Origin of the sequence: Nitrobacter sp. TKz-YC01 (assembly GCF_047824785.1) — a bacterium.
Taxonomy (GTDB): domain Bacteria; phylum Pseudomonadota; class Alphaproteobacteria; order Rhizobiales; family Xanthobacteraceae; genus Nitrobacter.
In genome coordinates, this window is the sequence record NZ_CP181167.1 from 1,751,661 (window position 1) to 1,766,566 (window position 14,906).

The following is a 14,906-nucleotide window of genomic DNA, read 5'->3' on the forward strand; positions in this document are numbered from 1 at the left end:
TCTCAACGCCCTAGGCCGGATCAGTAAGCGTTTTCGGGTTTCAGCAGCGCCAGCGGTGTCCTGAACAGGATATAAAGATCGAACAGCACCGACCAGTTCTCGATGTAGTAAAGGTCGAACTCGACACGCTTCTGGATTTTTTCCTCGTTGTCGATCTCTCCCCGCCAGCCATTGATCTGCGCCCAGCCCGTGATGCCCGGCTTGACGCGGTGACGTGCGAAATAGCCGTCGACGGCTTCATCGAACAACCGGGTTTGCAGTTTGCCCTGCACGGCGTGCGGACGTGGCCCGACGAGGGAGAGGTTGCCCTTGAAGACGACGTTGAAGAGTTGCGGCAGTTCGTCGAGGCTGGTTTTGCGGATGAATCGTCCGACCCGCGTAACACGACTGTCATTTTTGGTCACGACCTTCGCGGCCATGGGATCGGCCTGATCGTGAAACAGCGAGCGGAACTTGAAGACTTCGATGCGCTCGTTGTTGAAGCCGAAGCGTTTCTGGCGAAACAGCACCGGACCCGGACTATCGAGCTTGATCGCGAGCGCGACCAGCGCCATCACCGGCGAGGTGAGCAGCAGAATGAAACCCCCGATGATCCTGTCGAACAGCCATTTCATCACCAGATCCCAGTCGGTGATCGGGGCCTCGGAGACGTCAAGCGTTGGAACCTTGCCGAGATAGGAATAGGCGCGCGGGCGAAAGCGCAGTTCGTTGGTATGCGCCGACAACCGGATATCGACCGGAAGCACCCACAGCTTCTTCAGCATCGACAGGATCCGCGTTTCCGCCGAGATCGGAAGCGCGAACAGCACCAGATCGAGCCGGGTACGCCGCGCGAATTCGAGCACGTCGTCGACCTTGCCGAGCTTGGGAGTTCCCGCGCAGGTGTCGAGCGCGCGGGAGTCGTTGCGGTCATCGAACACGCCGAGAATTTCGATGTCGGAGTCCTCCTGCGCTTTCAACGCGTTGATGAGGTTTTCTCCGTTCTTGTCCGAGCCGATGATAACGGTGCGGCGTTCCAGTCGGCCGTCGCGCGCCCATCGGCGGATCATCGCACGCAGCAGAACCCGTCCGGCGATAAGACTGGCCAGACCAACAAAGAAGAACGAGGCCAGCCAGAGGCGCGAGACGGAATTGCCGAGCTTGACGAAGAACGAGACGCAAATGAACAACAGGAAAACGAACGCCCAGGACGAAATCATCCGCGTCATCTGCCGCAACGGGCCGCGGAAAACCTGGACGTCATAAATGTCCGCAGCCTGGAAACACACGACCGCGCTGGCGGATACGGCAAGGATCGCCGCGATGTAGCTCAAGCTGAATCCGTCGATGCGGGCAACGTATCCAAGGTAAAGCGCGACGCCGACCACGCTCAGCAGCAGGAAGTCCGCTGCACGGACGATGCCCATGATGACGACGGGTGAATAGGCCGGTTGTACCTTCTGATTGGTGACGGCAAGCGCCGCGGGCGACAGCCGCCTGCGGCGTTCCACGGGTATCACGGGGCTGCTGCTCGCCGCCGCATCAGTTCCTGAGCGGGCGTTGATAGGGTCCATGTCCTCAAGTCCACGTCGCGCCGCATCACCAGGGGCGTTTTCAGTACGACTTAAGGTCTAAATCGGGAAGATTTGGTTTCGCGCAACTCCCGGCATTTCAAAAATGGTTAACTTCGCGCAAACGTCTCGCGATACCCCGCCATGACGCCTTCGACCATCGCCGTCTGCGAGAAATGCTTGAGGATGCGCTCGCGCAGCGATTTCGCGCGTGCGGCTGCCGCCGCGGGGTCATCCAACGCGGTCGCGATGGCGTCCGCCAGGGCGGTGACGGCGCCGGGGGCGAACAACGCGCCGGTGTGCTGATCGAAAATTTCCGGGATGCCGCCTACATTGGCCGCGATCATGGGAACACCGGCCGCCGCCGCTTCGATCACGACGTATGGCATGGAGTCGCCGCGCGACGGCACGACGAGCAACCGGCCTTTGGAGAATCCGTGGCGCGCCTTGACGTGCCCGATGAAGCGGATGCTCTCCCCAAGATTGAGGCGCTGGACCTGGGCTTTCAGCGCGTCAGTTTCCTCGCCGTCGCCTGCGAGCGTGAGCGTGAGACGCCGTCCGCCCTCCCGCAATCGCGCCACCGCGTCGATCAGAAGGTCTGCGCCCTTGATGTGTCTGAACTCGCCGACATAGACGACGTCGGTGGCATCGCCGGCGAGCGGAACGGAATCGAACTCGCCCGCCGTCACGCCGTTGAAGACGCATTTCACGATCCCGGTCGGCCTGCCGACGATCCGCTGATAGGTATTCCGCGCGAACGCGCTCTCGAACAGGAACAGGTCGGTGCGGTTCATCAGCGCGCGTTCGAGGCGGCTGTAGAACATGCCCTTCATTGTCGTCGGCGGGTAGTGCAGGGATCCGCCGTGGGGCGTGTAGACGCGGATCGTGTCTTTCGATGAGACCTTGAGCCGCACGAAGGCGCCGGCCTTGGCGCCGTGTCCATGAAGGACCTGCGGCTTCAGCTTCGCAACCAGCGCGGCGAACCGCATCCACGCGAACAGGTCGCTGGGATGAGGGTTCCGGCGGATCGGAATGCGGTGGATGCCCAGTTTCATTCGCGGGGCGATCTCCGCGAAAGCCGCGGCCGCGCGCTCGCCGCCGGTGAGGCTGTCGGCGACGATGCCGACGAGGTGTCCGCGATCAGCCTGTCCGTTTGCGACATCGAGAATATGCCGGATGATTCCGCCGACCGGCGCGCGCACGGCGTGAAGAATGCGGAGCGGTTGATCAGGCGGCGCCGTCATGCCTCAGAACCAGCGTTCGTCGACGAGGATGGTATCGCCTGGGCTGAGCGGCGCGCCGGGTGGAAGCATGAGGCGGACGGTTCCGCCATCGTCGGTGTGGGTGACGATGACGCGGTCGCGTCTGGCGCGCGGCGAGAATCCGCCGGCGATGGCGACGGCGCTTTCGACCGTCATGTTGGGCACGAACGGATACTGGCCGGGAGCCGCCACCTCGCCGAGAATGAAGAACGGCCGGTAGGCCTCGATCTCGACGGCGACGTAGGGCTGGCGAATGTAGCCGTTGCGCAGCCGCGCCGCGATGGCGGCGGACAGTTCGGCCGGCGTGCGGCCGCGCGCGGTGACCGCGCCGATCAGCGGCATGGTGATGCTGCCGCCGGCATCGACCAGATAGGTGTTGGTGAGGCCCTCCTGGCCGTAGACCACGATGCGCAGCCGGTCGCCTGCATCGAGCCGGTAGGCGGGATCATGCATGACGGGCGGCGGCGCGGCGGCGTAGACGACAGGCACGGCGGTGCTGGTGAAGGTTGGCGTATGCCACAGTCCGCGGCGCGGGACCGGCGCGGGCGCCTTTCGTCCCGCATAGGCCATCGCATCGAGATCGTTATGCGGACGGGCCATCACCGCCGGAGCCCGGTGCTGCATGCACCCGGACAACGCCAGCGTGGTCAGCAAGCCCAAGGTGACGGCGCGCAGGTTTCGCATCAGGCATCCATGAAAATATCAAATCCATTAAAGGCTTTTGTGGTTAATAAACCGTAATCGAAAGCGGCGCGCCGCACGGGCCGCTTTCCGGCCGGCGCGGGATTAACCCGGCAGCAACTATAATCGGCTGTAATCGACCTGTTCGGCTGAGCGTTTCCATTCAAGGCTCCAGCGTTTGCCTCGGGTTCAACGCGCGAATGTCAAGTTCACCCGAAAGTGCTACCATGCGTTGAGCGGGAGTGAGCAATGCGGTTTGCGTTCTGGCGTGCCGGCAAGACGACGATGTCGGATCCGGAGACTAAATCCGAGCCGGTGGCATCTGCGCCGGTTCAGGCGGCGTCCGAGGCATTGCCGAATCCGGAACTCGGCGACCTTGATCTGCGCTCCATCGGACGGGTGCTGCTGCGCAAGAAGCGCTTTATCATCATCCCGACGCTTCTCGCCTTCGCGCTTTCGCTTTTTATCGTCAATCTGATCACACCGAGATACAAGTCCGAAGCCCGCATCCTGATCGACGGGCGGGAGAACGTTTTCTTACGCCCGAGCGGCGAGCGCAACGACGAGCGCAACGCAGTGGATCCGGAAGCTGTCGCCAGCCAGGTGCAACTGGTGCTGTCACGTGATCTCGCCCGCGAGGTTATAAGAAAGAACAATCTCGCGGAGAATCCGGAATTCGACCCGGTGTTGAATGGCGTATCGCCGCTCAAGTCGCTGCTTGCGTTGTTTGGAATCGGTCGCGACCCGCTTCGGATGACGCCCGAGGAGCGCGTGCTGGAAGCCTACTACGACCGGCTGACCGCCTACGCCGTCGAAAAATCCCGCGTGATCGTCATTGAATTCCAGTCCATCGATCCGGAACTCGCGGCTTCCATCGCGAATTCGATCGCGGACGGCTATCTTGTCCTGCAACTCAACGCGCGCCAGGAGCAGGCGAAGGCCGCGGGTCAATGGTTGTCCGGAGAAATCGACAACCTGCGCAAGAAGGTTGCCGATGCCGAGTCCCGCGTGGAGGAGTTCCGGTCGAAATCCAGCCTTTTCATCGGCATCAACAATACGTCGCTGTCGAACCAGCAACTCGGTGAGATCAATACCCAGCTGAACAACGCGCGCGCGCTCAAATCCGATGCGGAATCGAAAGCGCGGCTGATCCGCGGGATGCTTGAGAGTGGCAGACCGATCGAAGCCTCTGAAGTTCTCAACTCGGAACTGATCCGCCGTCTTTCCGAACAGCGCGTGACGTTGCGTGCGCAACTGGCGGAGCAGTCGTCGACCCTGCTTGGCCGGCATCCCCGGATCAGGGAACTGAGAGCGCAGCTCGCGGACCTCGATCGTCAGTTGCGCGAGGAGGCGGGCAAGATCTCGCGGTCGCTGGAGAACGACGCCCGCATCGCCAGCGGCCGGGTCGAGAGTCTCAGCAGCAGTCTCGATCAGTTGAAGAAGCTGGCGACATCCTCCAACGGCGACGACGTCAAGCTGCGAGCGCTGGAGCGCGAAGCCAGGGCGCAGCGCGACCTGCTGGAATCCTATCTCGCGAAATACCGCGAAGCCACCACGCGCGAAAACATCGACGCGGCGCCGTCCGATGGCCGCATCATCTCGCGCGCCATCGTCTCAAACACGCCGGCCTACCCGAAGAAGCTGCCCATCGTCCTGATCGCGACGCTGGCGACCCTGATGCTGACTGCCGGCACGATCGTGACCGGCGAATTGCTGCGCATCACGTCGCCGCGCAGTCTGGCTACCGTTCAGCCTGCCGCGCCGGTGATGCGCGGGGTCCGCGTCGATCCCGCGCCGGCAGCGGAACTGGCCGACATCGCTCATCTCGCCGATGACCTGCGAGCGGCGGGCAAAGCGGCGCACAAGATCACGATCATGGGCACGGGTGAGAACGAGAGCATCATGCTCGCGGCGCTCGCGCTCGCGCGCCTGTTGACCGATGGCGCAAGGGTTGTCCTGATCGATCTGTCGCCGTCGTCAGCGGCGTTGACGACGGCTTCGGTCGATGCGGCGGCGCCGGGACTGGCCGACCTGATGCTGGGCGAGGTGTCTTTCGGGCAGGTGATCACCCGCGACCGGCTGTCGCCGCTCCATCTTGTCGGCGCCGGACGTTCCGACGCCGATCGCTCGCTGCTGCAATCGCCACGCCTTGCGATTGCGCTCGATGCTCTTCTGCGCGTCTATGATCATGTGCTGCTCGTCGCGGGCACCGCCACCGACCTGCCGGCGAAGCTCCTGACGGAGCAGGCGCGCGCGGTCGTCGTTCCCGACCCGTCGATGAACGCGGATGCGCGGATGCGGATGAGCGGCCAGCTCAAGGCTATCGGCTTTACGACAGTGACGATGCTCGATCCGGCATCGATCCGCCCGGATATGCAGATCGGTCCTCGCGAGGCGGCCTGACAGTTCGCCCGCGTGGGGGCGGTCTCAGCGCTGCAGCATCCCGCGCAGCATCTCGGCCGTCCGCTTCAGCGCGGGGGTCTGCTTTACCAGGCGCTTGGCGCGGGCCAGCGACGACATTCCGATGGCGGCCATTCTGCCGCGCGTGGTGAGCGGCAGGTAGCTGTCGAAGATGGGCTCGTCGCTTTTGCAGAACAGGCGCTTGTAGTCGTCCGATCCGATCCCGAGGTCGAGCGAGGTGTAGTCGCTCTCCGCATAATGATCGATGATATCGCGCATCAGGATCAGGCCGGGACTGTAGCGGGCGCTTTCCGACATCGTGTAGGTGTTGAACATCATCGAGAAGCGGTTGCCGTCCGCCACGCCGGCGAAGATCGCGATCACCTCGGCATCGCATTCGATGCCGTGGATTTCGATGACGCGTCCGCCGCCTGTCAGCGGTGTCAGGCAAGCCTCGCGCAGGAAATCCTCGACGCCAGCCTCGGCGAACACGTTCGGCAGCTTCTGCGCGGCCATCCGCAGCGGCTTGATCGCGAAGAACGCATCACACATCCGCTTGATCTCGGCATCGGTCCTGGCCACGCAATAGTGATAGCCGGGCAGCGCCTGGAGCTTTCGTTCCTTGCCTTTGAGCCGGCGTCGAAACGAGTTGCTGATGCGCTCCGACGGCGATGAGCCTGGCGATAATATCATCAACGGACAGCCGTTGGCCGAGGGCTGGCTCGGCAGGAGCGCCATTGGATTTTGTTGATCGCGCCAGTGTCGCGGCTGCTGCGTGAACGCAAGCACGTCGATCCTGGCCGGAAGCGCGCCGATTCCCTGAACCAGCGCGTCAAGATCCGCACGCATGGCGGAGGCCGCGAATTCCCGCTGCCAGAGCGCCATGTTGAAGGTCGTATGCTTGCCGCCCATGAAGCGTGCGACACGGACGCCGCTTTCCGTGCCGATTGCGAGCGGGAGCAGCAGCAGCGGCTGCCGCTGGGCGTCGAAGGCGACGATGATGCCGGGTTGAAGCTGTTCGCCGGTTCCGACGTGTCGTTGCCAGGTGGAAAGGAGGTCGAATCGCTGATAGGGCGTCGAAAACTGCGATACTTCCAGGTTCCGCCAGATTGGCTCGGCTTCGCGCAGATCCTGAAGGATTTCCAGATGCGCGATGCGCCCTCCGCCTGATCGTTCCTGTGCCTTCACGGTCGGACTTTCGATCAGAGCCGCCATGGTCATTTCCGAGCCTGTTATGTTTTATTTTGTTTCTATAGCGTTTTCGAGCGAAGCGGGAACCGGTTCGCGTGAAGAAAACGCGTTAAAACAATATCATAGAGCCTCGCTTCTGATTCAATCAGAAGCGCGGCTCTAGTCAGGAGAACCTTCGCATAAGAAACATCAACAAAGGGTAACGGCAAAATAATCCGGTGACGAAGCGGCGGTTCGCGAAGAGAAAGCCGCTTCACGCGTCGGGCTTCGCCATCCAGCTCACGATCGGCATCGCCGGCAAGACCCAGCCGAGCCCGACGACAACATAGAAGATCGCCTGGTAAAGGCGAGAATCCGCGAGCCACGGTGTTTGGGCGATCGTCATGCCGAGCAATGACCAGACGACGACCAGCACGAGAAGGGCGATCGTGCCGAGGAACTTTCGAGTGCGTATCCGCATACCTTAAAGGAACTCGCGACTGAGACGGAGGCTTGCGCCAAGGCTGCGGTGGACTATAAAGAGCACGAAAAATACCTTCAACCGCGGCTTTTTTGATGACCAATCCTATCGCAAAAAAGGAGTCCCATCTGCGCGCCGTGCGCTGGTGGCTGGTGTTCATGGCGATGCTGATCGCCGCCATGGTGCTGGTCGGCGGCGCGACGCGGCTGACGGAATCCGGCCTTTCGATCGTCGAGTGGAAGCCCGTGACCGGCTCGCTGCCTCCGCTTTCGCAGGAGGAGTGGGCCCAGGCTTTTGAGGGCTACAAAGCGATACCGCAGTATCGCGAGATGAACGCGGGCATGACGCTCGATCAGTTCAAGACCATCTTCTGGTGGGAGTGGAGCCATCGTCTGCTCGGACGCTTTATCGGTATCGCCTTTCTGCTGCCGTTCCTCTGGTTCATGTGGCGCGGCGCGCTGCCGTCGGATCTGAAGCGGCGGCTCTGGATCATTTTCGGCCTTGGCGGCCTACAGGGAGCGGTCGGCTGGTGGATGGTCGCGTCCGGTCTTACCGAGCGTACCGAGGTGTCGCAGTATCGTCTGGCGACGCATCTGGTGCTGGCGCTGCTGATTTTCACGGCGATCGTCTGGACCCTGCGGCGGCTATCGGATCGGCCGCCTACGCTGGCGTCGATTCGATTGCGGGTCACCAGCGGCATTCTGCTGGTGCTGGTGTTTGTGCAACTCTATTTTGGAGCGCTGGTCGCTGGGCTGCGGGCAGGGCGCGTCTTCAACACATGGCCGGACATCGACGGATCGTTCATTCCGTCCGCGGACCGGCTGTTCTTCGAACAGCCATGGTGGCGCAATCTGTTCGATAACACGCTCACGGTTCAGTTCCAGCATCGTATGATGGCGTATGCGCTGTTTGCGATCGCCGTTCTCCACCTGATCGATGCTCTCGTGTCGCGCGCGAACCCCGCTATTATTCGCGGAGCGCTTTGGCTTGCCCTCGCGATGACGCTACAGGCGACGCTTGGCATCCTGACCCTCCTGTACGAGGTTCCAATCGTACTCGCGCTGGTGCATCAAGGGGTCGCGATTGTGGTGCTGACGCTTGCGGTCGTTCAGGCCGAGCGGATGACGGAGGGCCAATCCGCCCGGCAACGCCAGGAACTGGGCGTGGCGGCCGGATAGGTTGTTTAGTTCTTGTCGAGGCGGGATCCCGCGCAGCTGCCTGCATTCGGTGCCCGCGTCAGAGTGGGCAGCATTGGCCCGAACCAAGCCCGACGCAGCGTCTCGCATGCTGCGATGCATAACCTCCCGATATCGGGACCTCTGCGTCTGTACAGATTCACAAGCCTGCTTATGATGCGACGCGGTCGTGGGCCGGGTGGGCCAGGCAGGGAACAGCCAAACCCTCGGTCGATTGCGAGTCAGCATCGGGGGCGAACAACATGGCGAGATCCGGCAACCTCTCCGTCCTGCTCATTACGACCTGGGCCTTCACCGTTTGCTTTGCTGTCTGGATGATGTTCGGTGTGATCGGCATTCCGATCCGCGAACGGCTTGGGCTTGGTTCGACCGAATTCGGCCTGCTCACGGCGACGCCCGTCCTCACCGGCGCATTATTTCGTTTACCGCTGGGCATCTGGACCGACCGCTTCGGCGGACGGATAATCATGCTCCTGCTACTGGTCGGCTGCGCGGTTCCGGTCTGGCTGTCCGCTTACGCGACCACGCTCTGGCAGTTCCTGCTGCTTGGACTCGCGCTGGGTCTGGTCGGCGCGTCCTTTTCGGTCGGCACGCCCTATGTCGCGCGCTTCTTTCCCAGGGAACGCCGGGGCTTTGCGATGGGTTTTTTCGGCGCCGGCACGATCGGCGCGGCCCTGAACATGTTCGTATCGCCCTGGCTCATAGAGGCCTATGGCTGGCAGATGGTGCCCAAGGTCTATGCCGTCGCGCTGCTGGTCACCGCGCTCCTCTTTTGGGCGTTGTCCGCGCGAGATCCCGGTGTCGGCGGCGAGGTGCCGTCGATGTGGCGACAATTGTCGGTGCTGCGCGATCCCCGCGTCTGGAAGTATTGCCAGTACTATTCGATCGTGTTCGGCGGTTTCACCGCGCTGTCGATCTGGATGCCGCAATACTTCAAGACCGAATACGGTTTCACCATCGCGCAGGCGTCGCTGCTGGCGGCGTGCTTCTCGCTTCCCGGTGGCGCCTTTCGCGCCCTGGGTGGCTGGCTGTCGGATCGCTTCGGCGCCCATAACGTCACCTGGTGGGTGCTGTGGGTTGCCTGGGTGTGCTTGTTTCTGCTGTCCTATCCCAAGACCGACCTGATCGTGCACACCGTCCGTGATCCGCTGAGTTTCCGCATCGCCCTGCCGTCGTGGTTCTTCACCATGCTTCTCTTCACGCTCGGCATCGCCTTTGCCTGCGGCATGGCCTCGACGTTCAAATACATCGGCGACGATTTTCCCGACAGCATGGGAGCGGTATCCGGCGTCGTCGGCATGGCGGGCGGTCTGGGCGGCTTCCTGCTGCCGATCACATTCGGAGTGATCCTTGACTGGCTCGGTTTCAACTCGAGCTGCTTCATGCTGCTCTACGGCATCATCTGGGTATCGCTGACGCTCAACTATCTGACCGAGGTGCGGCGTGCGCCGGTCATGGGAGAGCAAGTCTGATCGCCCGCGGCGGAGCAGTTACGTTAGAGCGTTTTCGAGCGAAGTGGAGACCAGTTCGCTTGAAGAAAACGCGACAAAACAAAACATGGAGCCCGCTTCTGATTCCATCAGAAGCGGAAAGGCTCTAGGCTCGGGATGTCGTCGTCGTATGAAGCGGACGATATTCAGTCCAATCGTCATGCCCGACCTTGTGCCGGGTATCCAAGTCTTTGGAATTTCAGCGAAGAAAGACGTGGATGGCCGGGACAAGCCCGGCCATGACGTATCAGTTTGTTTCCGTCTAAAACAAACATGGCTCTAGGCTTATGCGCACCCTTCACGCCATCGCCTGCTCGAGGTCGGCCATGAGGTCTTCCTTGTCCTCGATGCCGATCGCCAGGCGAACAATATCGGGGGCGGCGCCGGCTTTGATCTTCGCCGCATCGTCGAGCTGGCTGTGCGTGGTCGATGCCGGGTGGATCACGAGCGATCGGGTATCGCCGATATTGGCGAGGTGCGAGAACAGCTTGAGTTTCGACACCAGCTTGACGCCGGCGTCGTATCCGCCTTTCAGGCTGAAGGTGAACACCGCGCCGGCGCCCTTCGGCGAATATTTGCGGGCGAGGGCGTTGTACCTGTCGCCGGGCAATCCGGCGTAGTTGACCGCCGCGACCGCGGGATGGGCGGCCAGCCATTCTGCGATCGCCTGGGTATTCTCACAATGCTTCTTCATCCGCAGCGGCAGCGTTTCGATGCCCGTCAGGATCATGAAGGCGTTGAACGGCGACAGCGCCGAGCCGAGATCGCGCAGTCCAAGCGCGCGGCATGCGATCGCGAAGGCGAAATTGCCGAACGTCTCCTGTAACCGGATTCCGTTATATTCCGGGCGCGGTTCGCTCAGGATCGGATACTTGTTGTCCTTCGACCAGTCGAACGTGCCCGCATCGACGATGATGCCGCCGAGCGAGTTGCCGTGGCCTCCGAGGAATTTCGTGAGCGAGTGAAGCACGATATCGGCGCCGTGCTCGATCGGCCGAATGAGATAGGGGCTCGCCATCGTGTTATCGACGATCAGGGGGACGCCCGCCTTGCGCGCGATCTCCGCGATCGCTTCGATATCAGTGATGGCGCCTCTGGGATTGGCGACCGATTCGATGAAGATCGCCCGTGTTCGCGGCGTCACGGCCTGCTCGAAGGTGTCGATATCGTCGGGGTCCGCCCACGCCACGTTCCAGCCGAAGCTCTTGAAGGCGTGGGTGAACTGATTGATCGTCCCGCCATAGAGCTTGCGGGCTGCGATGACCTCATCGCCGGGTTTCATGAGCTGCTGAAGCGTGATGACCTGCGCGGCGTGTCCCGACGCCACCGCAAGCGCCGCGGTGCCGCCCTCGAGCGCGGCGACGCGCTCTTCCAGCACCGCGTTGGTCGGATTGCCGATGCGGGTATAGATGTTGCCGAACGCCTGCAATCCGAACAGCGAAGCCGCGTGATCGGCATCGTTGAACACGAAGGAGGTAGTCTGATAGATCGGCGTCGCCCGTGCGCCGGTGGTCGGATCAGGCTGGGCGCCGGCGTGGACGGCAAGCGTTGCGAAGCCCGGAGTGCGATCGGTCATCTCGTATCCTGTCTGCTCGGTCGAATGTGACGTCGATGATGCTGATGGGATCGCGCGTTGACGTCAAGGCGCCGCCGGACAACCCCGGTGTTTCGCGCAGGCCCCCCGGGATGCGGTCCTCCAAATCAAATTCATACTCCACTCCAAATGCTCACAGTTTTCGCAGGTAATATAGAACCATTTTCATAAGCCGATGATTATTCTACAGAAATATCACCTGAATGGCGTTGACGCGGAAAGGTCGCGCCTCTAGAACCTCCAACAGTTCGGCGCGTGGGCGCCGAGGTCTCTTTCACGGATGTCTCACATGAAAACGTTCTCGGCAAAGCCCGCCGAAGTGACGAAGAAATGGGTGCTGATCGACGCCAGCGGACTGGTGGTCGGACGGCTCGCCACCCTCGTTGCGATGCGGCTGCGCGGCAAGCATCTGCCGACCTACACTCCGCACGTCGATTGCGGTGACAATGTCATCATCATCAATGCCGCCAAGGTGGTTTTCACCGGGCGCAAGCGTGACGACAAGGTCTATTACAACCACACCGGATATATCGGCGGCATCAAGCAGCGCACGGCGAAGTCAATTCTGGAAGGACGCTTTCCGGAGCGTGTCCTCGAAAAGGCCGTGGAGCGCATGATTCCGCGCGGCCCGCTCGGACGCGTGCAGCTCGGCAACCTCCGGGTCTATGCCGGCGCGGAGCACCCGCACGAGGCGCAGCAGCCGGAAGTCGTCAATGTCGGTGCGATGAACCGTAAGAACATGAGGGCCGCATAATCATGGCCGATACCATTCAGTCTCTCGACCAGTTGTCCGCGCTCAAGACGGCCGAGTCGGATGCGCCGAAGCACACCAAGAAAGTCGACAAGTATGGCCGCGCTTACGCCACCGGCAAGCGCAAGGATGCGGTTGCCCGCGTCTGGATCAAGCCGGGCGCCGGCAAAATCCTGGTCAATGCCCGCGAGGTCGATGTTTACTTCGCGCGCCCCGTGCTGCGAATGATGATCCAGCAGCCGCTCGTCGCAGCCGCGCGCGCCGGTCAGTATGACGTGGTCTGCACGGTTGCCGGCGGTGGCCTGTCCGGCCAGGCGGGTGCTGTCCGTCACGGGCTGTCCAAGGCACTGACCCACTTCGAGCCCGAATTGCGTGGCGTGCTCAAGAAGGGTGGCTTCCTCACCCGCGACTCGCGCGTGGTCGAGCGCAAGAAGTATGGCAAGGCGAAAGCCCGCCGCTCGTTCCAGTTCTCGAAGCGCTGATCGAAATCGACCTTCGCCGCACCCAGCGGCGAAGGTTCGGCTTTCCGAACCCTCGCTCAATTTTTCCTGATAGAGCAGGGGGCTATGGAGGGTTTTTGCGGAAGTCTGTTATCCTTGCAGGATGCATCCGGCTTCGCTGCCGTCGCGGAAAAGAACCATAGCGTTTTCGAGCGAAGCGGTATCCGGTTCGCGTGAAGAAAACGCGTCAAAATATAAATATAAAGTCTTTCACTGTTTCCATGAAGCATTAAGAGACTCTGGTATCGCCCAGCGCCTGTCCGGTCGCATACGCTGCGTATTGGCAGCGTTTCTGATGGTGGTGCCCGGTCTGGCCTTTGCGCAGGTAGGCGCGGGGACGGCGGCTACTCCCGAACCCGCCGCCAAACCGGATAAGACAGACAAGTCCGATAAAGCCGCCGGGTCGGATAAGTCAGACAAGTCCGATAAAACAGCCAAGGCCGATCACGACACGCGCGAGGCGATCTGTCTGATGGTCGAGTCCGCGGCCAGGGCCGAAAGCTTGCCGCTGGGGTTTTTCGCCCGCGTCATCTGGCAGGAGAGCCGGTTTCAGTCCGACGCCATAGGCCCCGTGACCCGCAGCGGCGAGCGCGCGCAGGGCATTGCCCAGTTCATGCCGGGGACGGCGAACGAGCGGCGGCTGCTTGATCCGTTCGATCCGGTGCAGGCCCTGCCCAAGTCGGCGGAATATCTGAACGAGTTGCGCGGGCGCTTCGGCAATCTCGGACTGGCGGCCGCGGCCTATAACGCCGGACCCCGCCGTTTGCAGGATTGGCTTGACGGCAAGGGATCGATGCCCGCCGAGACGCGCAACTATGTTTTCGCCATCACGGGATCGCCCATCGAGGACTGGGCCGCCGCCGGCAAGAGCGGCAAGCCGCCAGCCCATTCAGACGCGACGAGCTGCCGTGAACTGATGGCGCTGTTGAAGCGCGCGCCCAATCCGTTTGTCACCGGCCTCGAACAGCACGTCAAGCTCGGTGCGGACAAGCCGTGGGGCGTGCAACTCGCGGCGGGATTCAACCGTGGCGGCGCGATGGCGATGTACGCACGAGCCATCCGGCGCCTCGGCGCTGTGATCGGTGACCGCGATCCGAGTCTGCTGGGCTCTCTATGGCGCAGCCGTGGCACGCGGACATTCTATCAGGTGCGGATCGGGGCCGATTCGCGTACGGAGGCGAACGATCTCTGCAACCGGATCCGGCGCGCCGGCGGCGCTTGCCTGGTGCTGCGGAACCCGCGCGTGAAAGGGTAAGGTCAAGCGGTGGCGTGCGGTCTGTGCAAGCTGTTCTGCCGCAGCGGGTAACAGGCCCGGACCAGGAAAAGAGGACCGAGGGCGATGGGACAAGAAAATGAAGTCCGGGCGGGAGAGGTCACGGTCGAGCCGCCGCCGGCAACGGATGCCGGGCTGGTGTTCGTCGGCCGCATTCGAACGCCGTGGGTGACCCGAGCAGAGACGCCGCGTCAGGGGCAGCCTGACGGACCGGTTTGCCGCCTCGAAATATTCGATCCATGGAAGCCGGCGCTGCAGGGGCTCCAGAGATACGAGAACATCGAGGTTATTTACTGGCTGCACCTGTCGCGTCGCGACATCGTACAGCAGGTTCCCAAAAGCAGCGGCAGGTCCCATGGAACCTTTGCGCTCCGTTCCCCGGTGCGGCCCAATCCGATCGGGACGTCGATCGTGAAGCTGGTGGGTATCGAGGGCTCCACGGTTCTGGTGCGCGGACTGGATTGTCTCGACGAGACGCCGCTGCTCGACATCAAGCCGATCCGCTGTCCACTCGCGCTGGCGCCGAAGGGCGATGCCGAAGCGGGCTGAACGCCGCCA

The 14,906-nt window shown here is 62.3% G+C and carries 13 protein-coding genes; 7 read left to right on the forward strand and 6 right to left on the reverse strand.

Translation table 11 applies throughout. The features are described from left to right. Window positions 1-20: 20 nt before the first annotated feature. The 3 genes from ACMYR2_RS08250 to ACMYR2_RS08260 form a co-directional block, all read right to left on the reverse strand. On the reverse strand, window positions 21-1,553 hold the full coding sequence (locus tag ACMYR2_RS08250) for an undecaprenyl-phosphate glucose phosphotransferase (RefSeq protein WP_416193970.1): 1,533 nt from the start codon (window positions 1,551-1,553) through the stop codon (window positions 21-23). 107 nt (window positions 1,554-1,660) lie between these two features. Continuing rightward, window positions 1,661-2,794, reverse strand: a complete 1,134-nt coding sequence (locus ACMYR2_RS08255) for a glycosyltransferase (RefSeq protein ID WP_347263093.1) — start codon at window positions 2,792-2,794, stop codon at window positions 1,661-1,663. A gap of 3 nt (window positions 2,795-2,797) precedes the next feature. Continuing rightward, complete coding sequence (locus ACMYR2_RS08260) at window positions 2,798-3,496, reverse strand: polysaccharide biosynthesis/export family protein (protein ID WP_347263092.1); 699 nt, start codon at window positions 3,494-3,496, stop codon at window positions 2,798-2,800. A 246-nt stretch (window positions 3,497-3,742) separates the two neighbouring features. On the opposite strand from ACMYR2_RS08260, the gene ACMYR2_RS08265 reads away from it, so the two are divergent. Then, the gene (locus tag ACMYR2_RS08265) at window positions 3,743-5,896 is read left to right on the forward strand and encodes an exopolysaccharide transport family protein (protein ID WP_347263091.1); all 2,154 of its coding nucleotides are present in this window, start codon (window positions 3,743-3,745) and stop codon (window positions 5,894-5,896) included. Between the two features lie 24 nt (window positions 5,897-5,920). On the opposite strand, the gene ACMYR2_RS08270 is transcribed toward ACMYR2_RS08265, so the two are convergent. Both ACMYR2_RS08270 and ACMYR2_RS08275 read right to left on the reverse strand, forming a co-directional pair. After that, complete coding sequence (locus ACMYR2_RS08270) at window positions 5,921-7,114, reverse strand: GNAT family N-acetyltransferase (protein ID WP_347263090.1); 1,194 nt, start codon at window positions 7,112-7,114, stop codon at window positions 5,921-5,923. Window positions 7,115-7,337: 223 nt separating this feature from the next. After that, window positions 7,338-7,544 carry a DUF2842 domain-containing protein gene (locus ACMYR2_RS08275; RefSeq protein ID WP_347263089.1) on the reverse strand — a complete coding sequence of 69 codons (207 nt, stop codon included), beginning with the start codon at window positions 7,542-7,544 and terminating at the stop codon, window positions 7,338-7,340. Between the two features lie 95 nt (window positions 7,545-7,639). Between ACMYR2_RS08275 and ACMYR2_RS08280 the strand changes: the two genes are divergently transcribed. Further along, complete coding sequence (locus tag ACMYR2_RS08280; RefSeq protein WP_347263088.1) at window positions 7,640-8,722, forward strand: COX15/CtaA family protein; 1,083 nt, start codon at window positions 7,640-7,642, stop codon at window positions 8,720-8,722. Window positions 8,723-8,982: 260 nt separating this feature from the next. Next, entirely contained in the window at window positions 8,983-10,212 is a 1,230-nt protein-coding gene (locus ACMYR2_RS08285) for a nitrate/nitrite transporter (protein WP_347263087.1), read from the forward strand. A gap of 316 nt (window positions 10,213-10,528) precedes the next feature. On the opposite strand, the gene ACMYR2_RS08290 is transcribed toward ACMYR2_RS08285, so the two are convergent. Beyond that, entirely contained in the window at window positions 10,529-11,806 is a 1,278-nt protein-coding gene (locus tag ACMYR2_RS08290; protein WP_416193971.1) for an O-acetylhomoserine aminocarboxypropyltransferase, read from the reverse strand. Window positions 11,807-12,113: 307 nt separating this feature from the next. Between ACMYR2_RS08290 and rplM the strand changes: the two genes are divergently transcribed. The 4 genes from rplM to tsaA all read left to right on the forward strand — a co-directional run bounded on the left by rplM (window position 12,114) and on the right by tsaA (window position 14,897). After that, window positions 12,114-12,578: a 50S ribosomal protein L13 gene (gene rplM / locus ACMYR2_RS08295; protein ID WP_347262879.1), complete on the forward strand. Its 465-nt coding sequence runs from the start codon at window positions 12,114-12,116 to the stop codon at window positions 12,576-12,578. A gap of 2 nt (window positions 12,579-12,580) precedes the next feature. After that, window positions 12,581-13,057, forward strand: a complete 477-nt coding sequence (gene rpsI / locus ACMYR2_RS08300; RefSeq protein WP_347262880.1) for a 30S ribosomal protein S9 — start codon at window positions 12,581-12,583, stop codon at window positions 13,055-13,057. Between the two features lie 313 nt (window positions 13,058-13,370). Continuing rightward, complete coding sequence (locus ACMYR2_RS08305; protein ID WP_416193972.1) at window positions 13,371-14,330, forward strand: lytic transglycosylase domain-containing protein; 960 nt, start codon at window positions 13,371-13,373, stop codon at window positions 14,328-14,330. 84 nt (window positions 14,331-14,414) lie between these two features. Then, window positions 14,415-14,897: a tRNA (N6-threonylcarbamoyladenosine(37)-N6)-methyltransferase TrmO gene (tsaA, locus tag ACMYR2_RS08310; protein ID WP_347262882.1), complete on the forward strand. Its 483-nt coding sequence runs from the start codon at window positions 14,415-14,417 to the stop codon at window positions 14,895-14,897. Window positions 14,898-14,906 lie beyond the last annotated feature (9 nt).

Bases quoted from the DNA above. Each gene is read 5' to 3' on its own strand.
- ACMYR2_RS08250 (WP_416193970.1), bottom strand. From the start codon at position 1,553: ATGGACCCTATCAACGCCCGCTCAGGAACTGATGCGGCGGCGAGCAGC.
- ACMYR2_RS08255 (WP_347263093.1), bottom strand. From the start codon at position 2,794: ATGACGGCGCCGCCTGATCAACCGCTCCGCATTCTTCACGCCGTGCGC.
- ACMYR2_RS08260 (WP_347263092.1), bottom strand. From the start codon at position 3,496: ATGCGAAACCTGCGCGCCGTCACCTTGGGCTTGCTGACCACGCTGGCG.
- ACMYR2_RS08265 (WP_347263091.1), top strand. From the start codon at position 3,743: ATGCGGTTTGCGTTCTGGCGTGCCGGCAAGACGACGATGTCGGATCCG.
- ACMYR2_RS08270 (WP_347263090.1), bottom strand. From the start codon at position 7,114: ATGACCATGGCGGCTCTGATCGAAAGTCCGACCGTGAAGGCACAGGAA.
- ACMYR2_RS08275 (WP_347263089.1), bottom strand. From the start codon at position 7,544: ATGCGGATACGCACTCGAAAGTTCCTCGGCACGATCGCCCTTCTCGTG.
- ACMYR2_RS08280 (WP_347263088.1), top strand. From the start codon at position 7,640: ATGACCAATCCTATCGCAAAAAAGGAGTCCCATCTGCGCGCCGTGCGC.
- ACMYR2_RS08285 (WP_347263087.1), top strand. From the start codon at position 8,983: ATGGCGAGATCCGGCAACCTCTCCGTCCTGCTCATTACGACCTGGGCC.
- ACMYR2_RS08290 (WP_416193971.1), bottom strand. From the start codon at position 11,806: ATGACCGATCGCACTCCGGGCTTCGCAACGCTTGCCGTCCACGCCGGC.
- rplM (WP_347262879.1), top strand. From the start codon at position 12,114: ATGAAAACGTTCTCGGCAAAGCCCGCCGAAGTGACGAAGAAATGGGTG.
- rpsI (WP_347262880.1), top strand. From the start codon at position 12,581: ATGGCCGATACCATTCAGTCTCTCGACCAGTTGTCCGCGCTCAAGACG.
- ACMYR2_RS08305 (WP_416193972.1), top strand. From the start codon at position 13,371: ATGGTGGTGCCCGGTCTGGCCTTTGCGCAGGTAGGCGCGGGGACGGCG.
- tsaA (WP_347262882.1), top strand. From the start codon at position 14,415: ATGGGACAAGAAAATGAAGTCCGGGCGGGAGAGGTCACGGTCGAGCCG.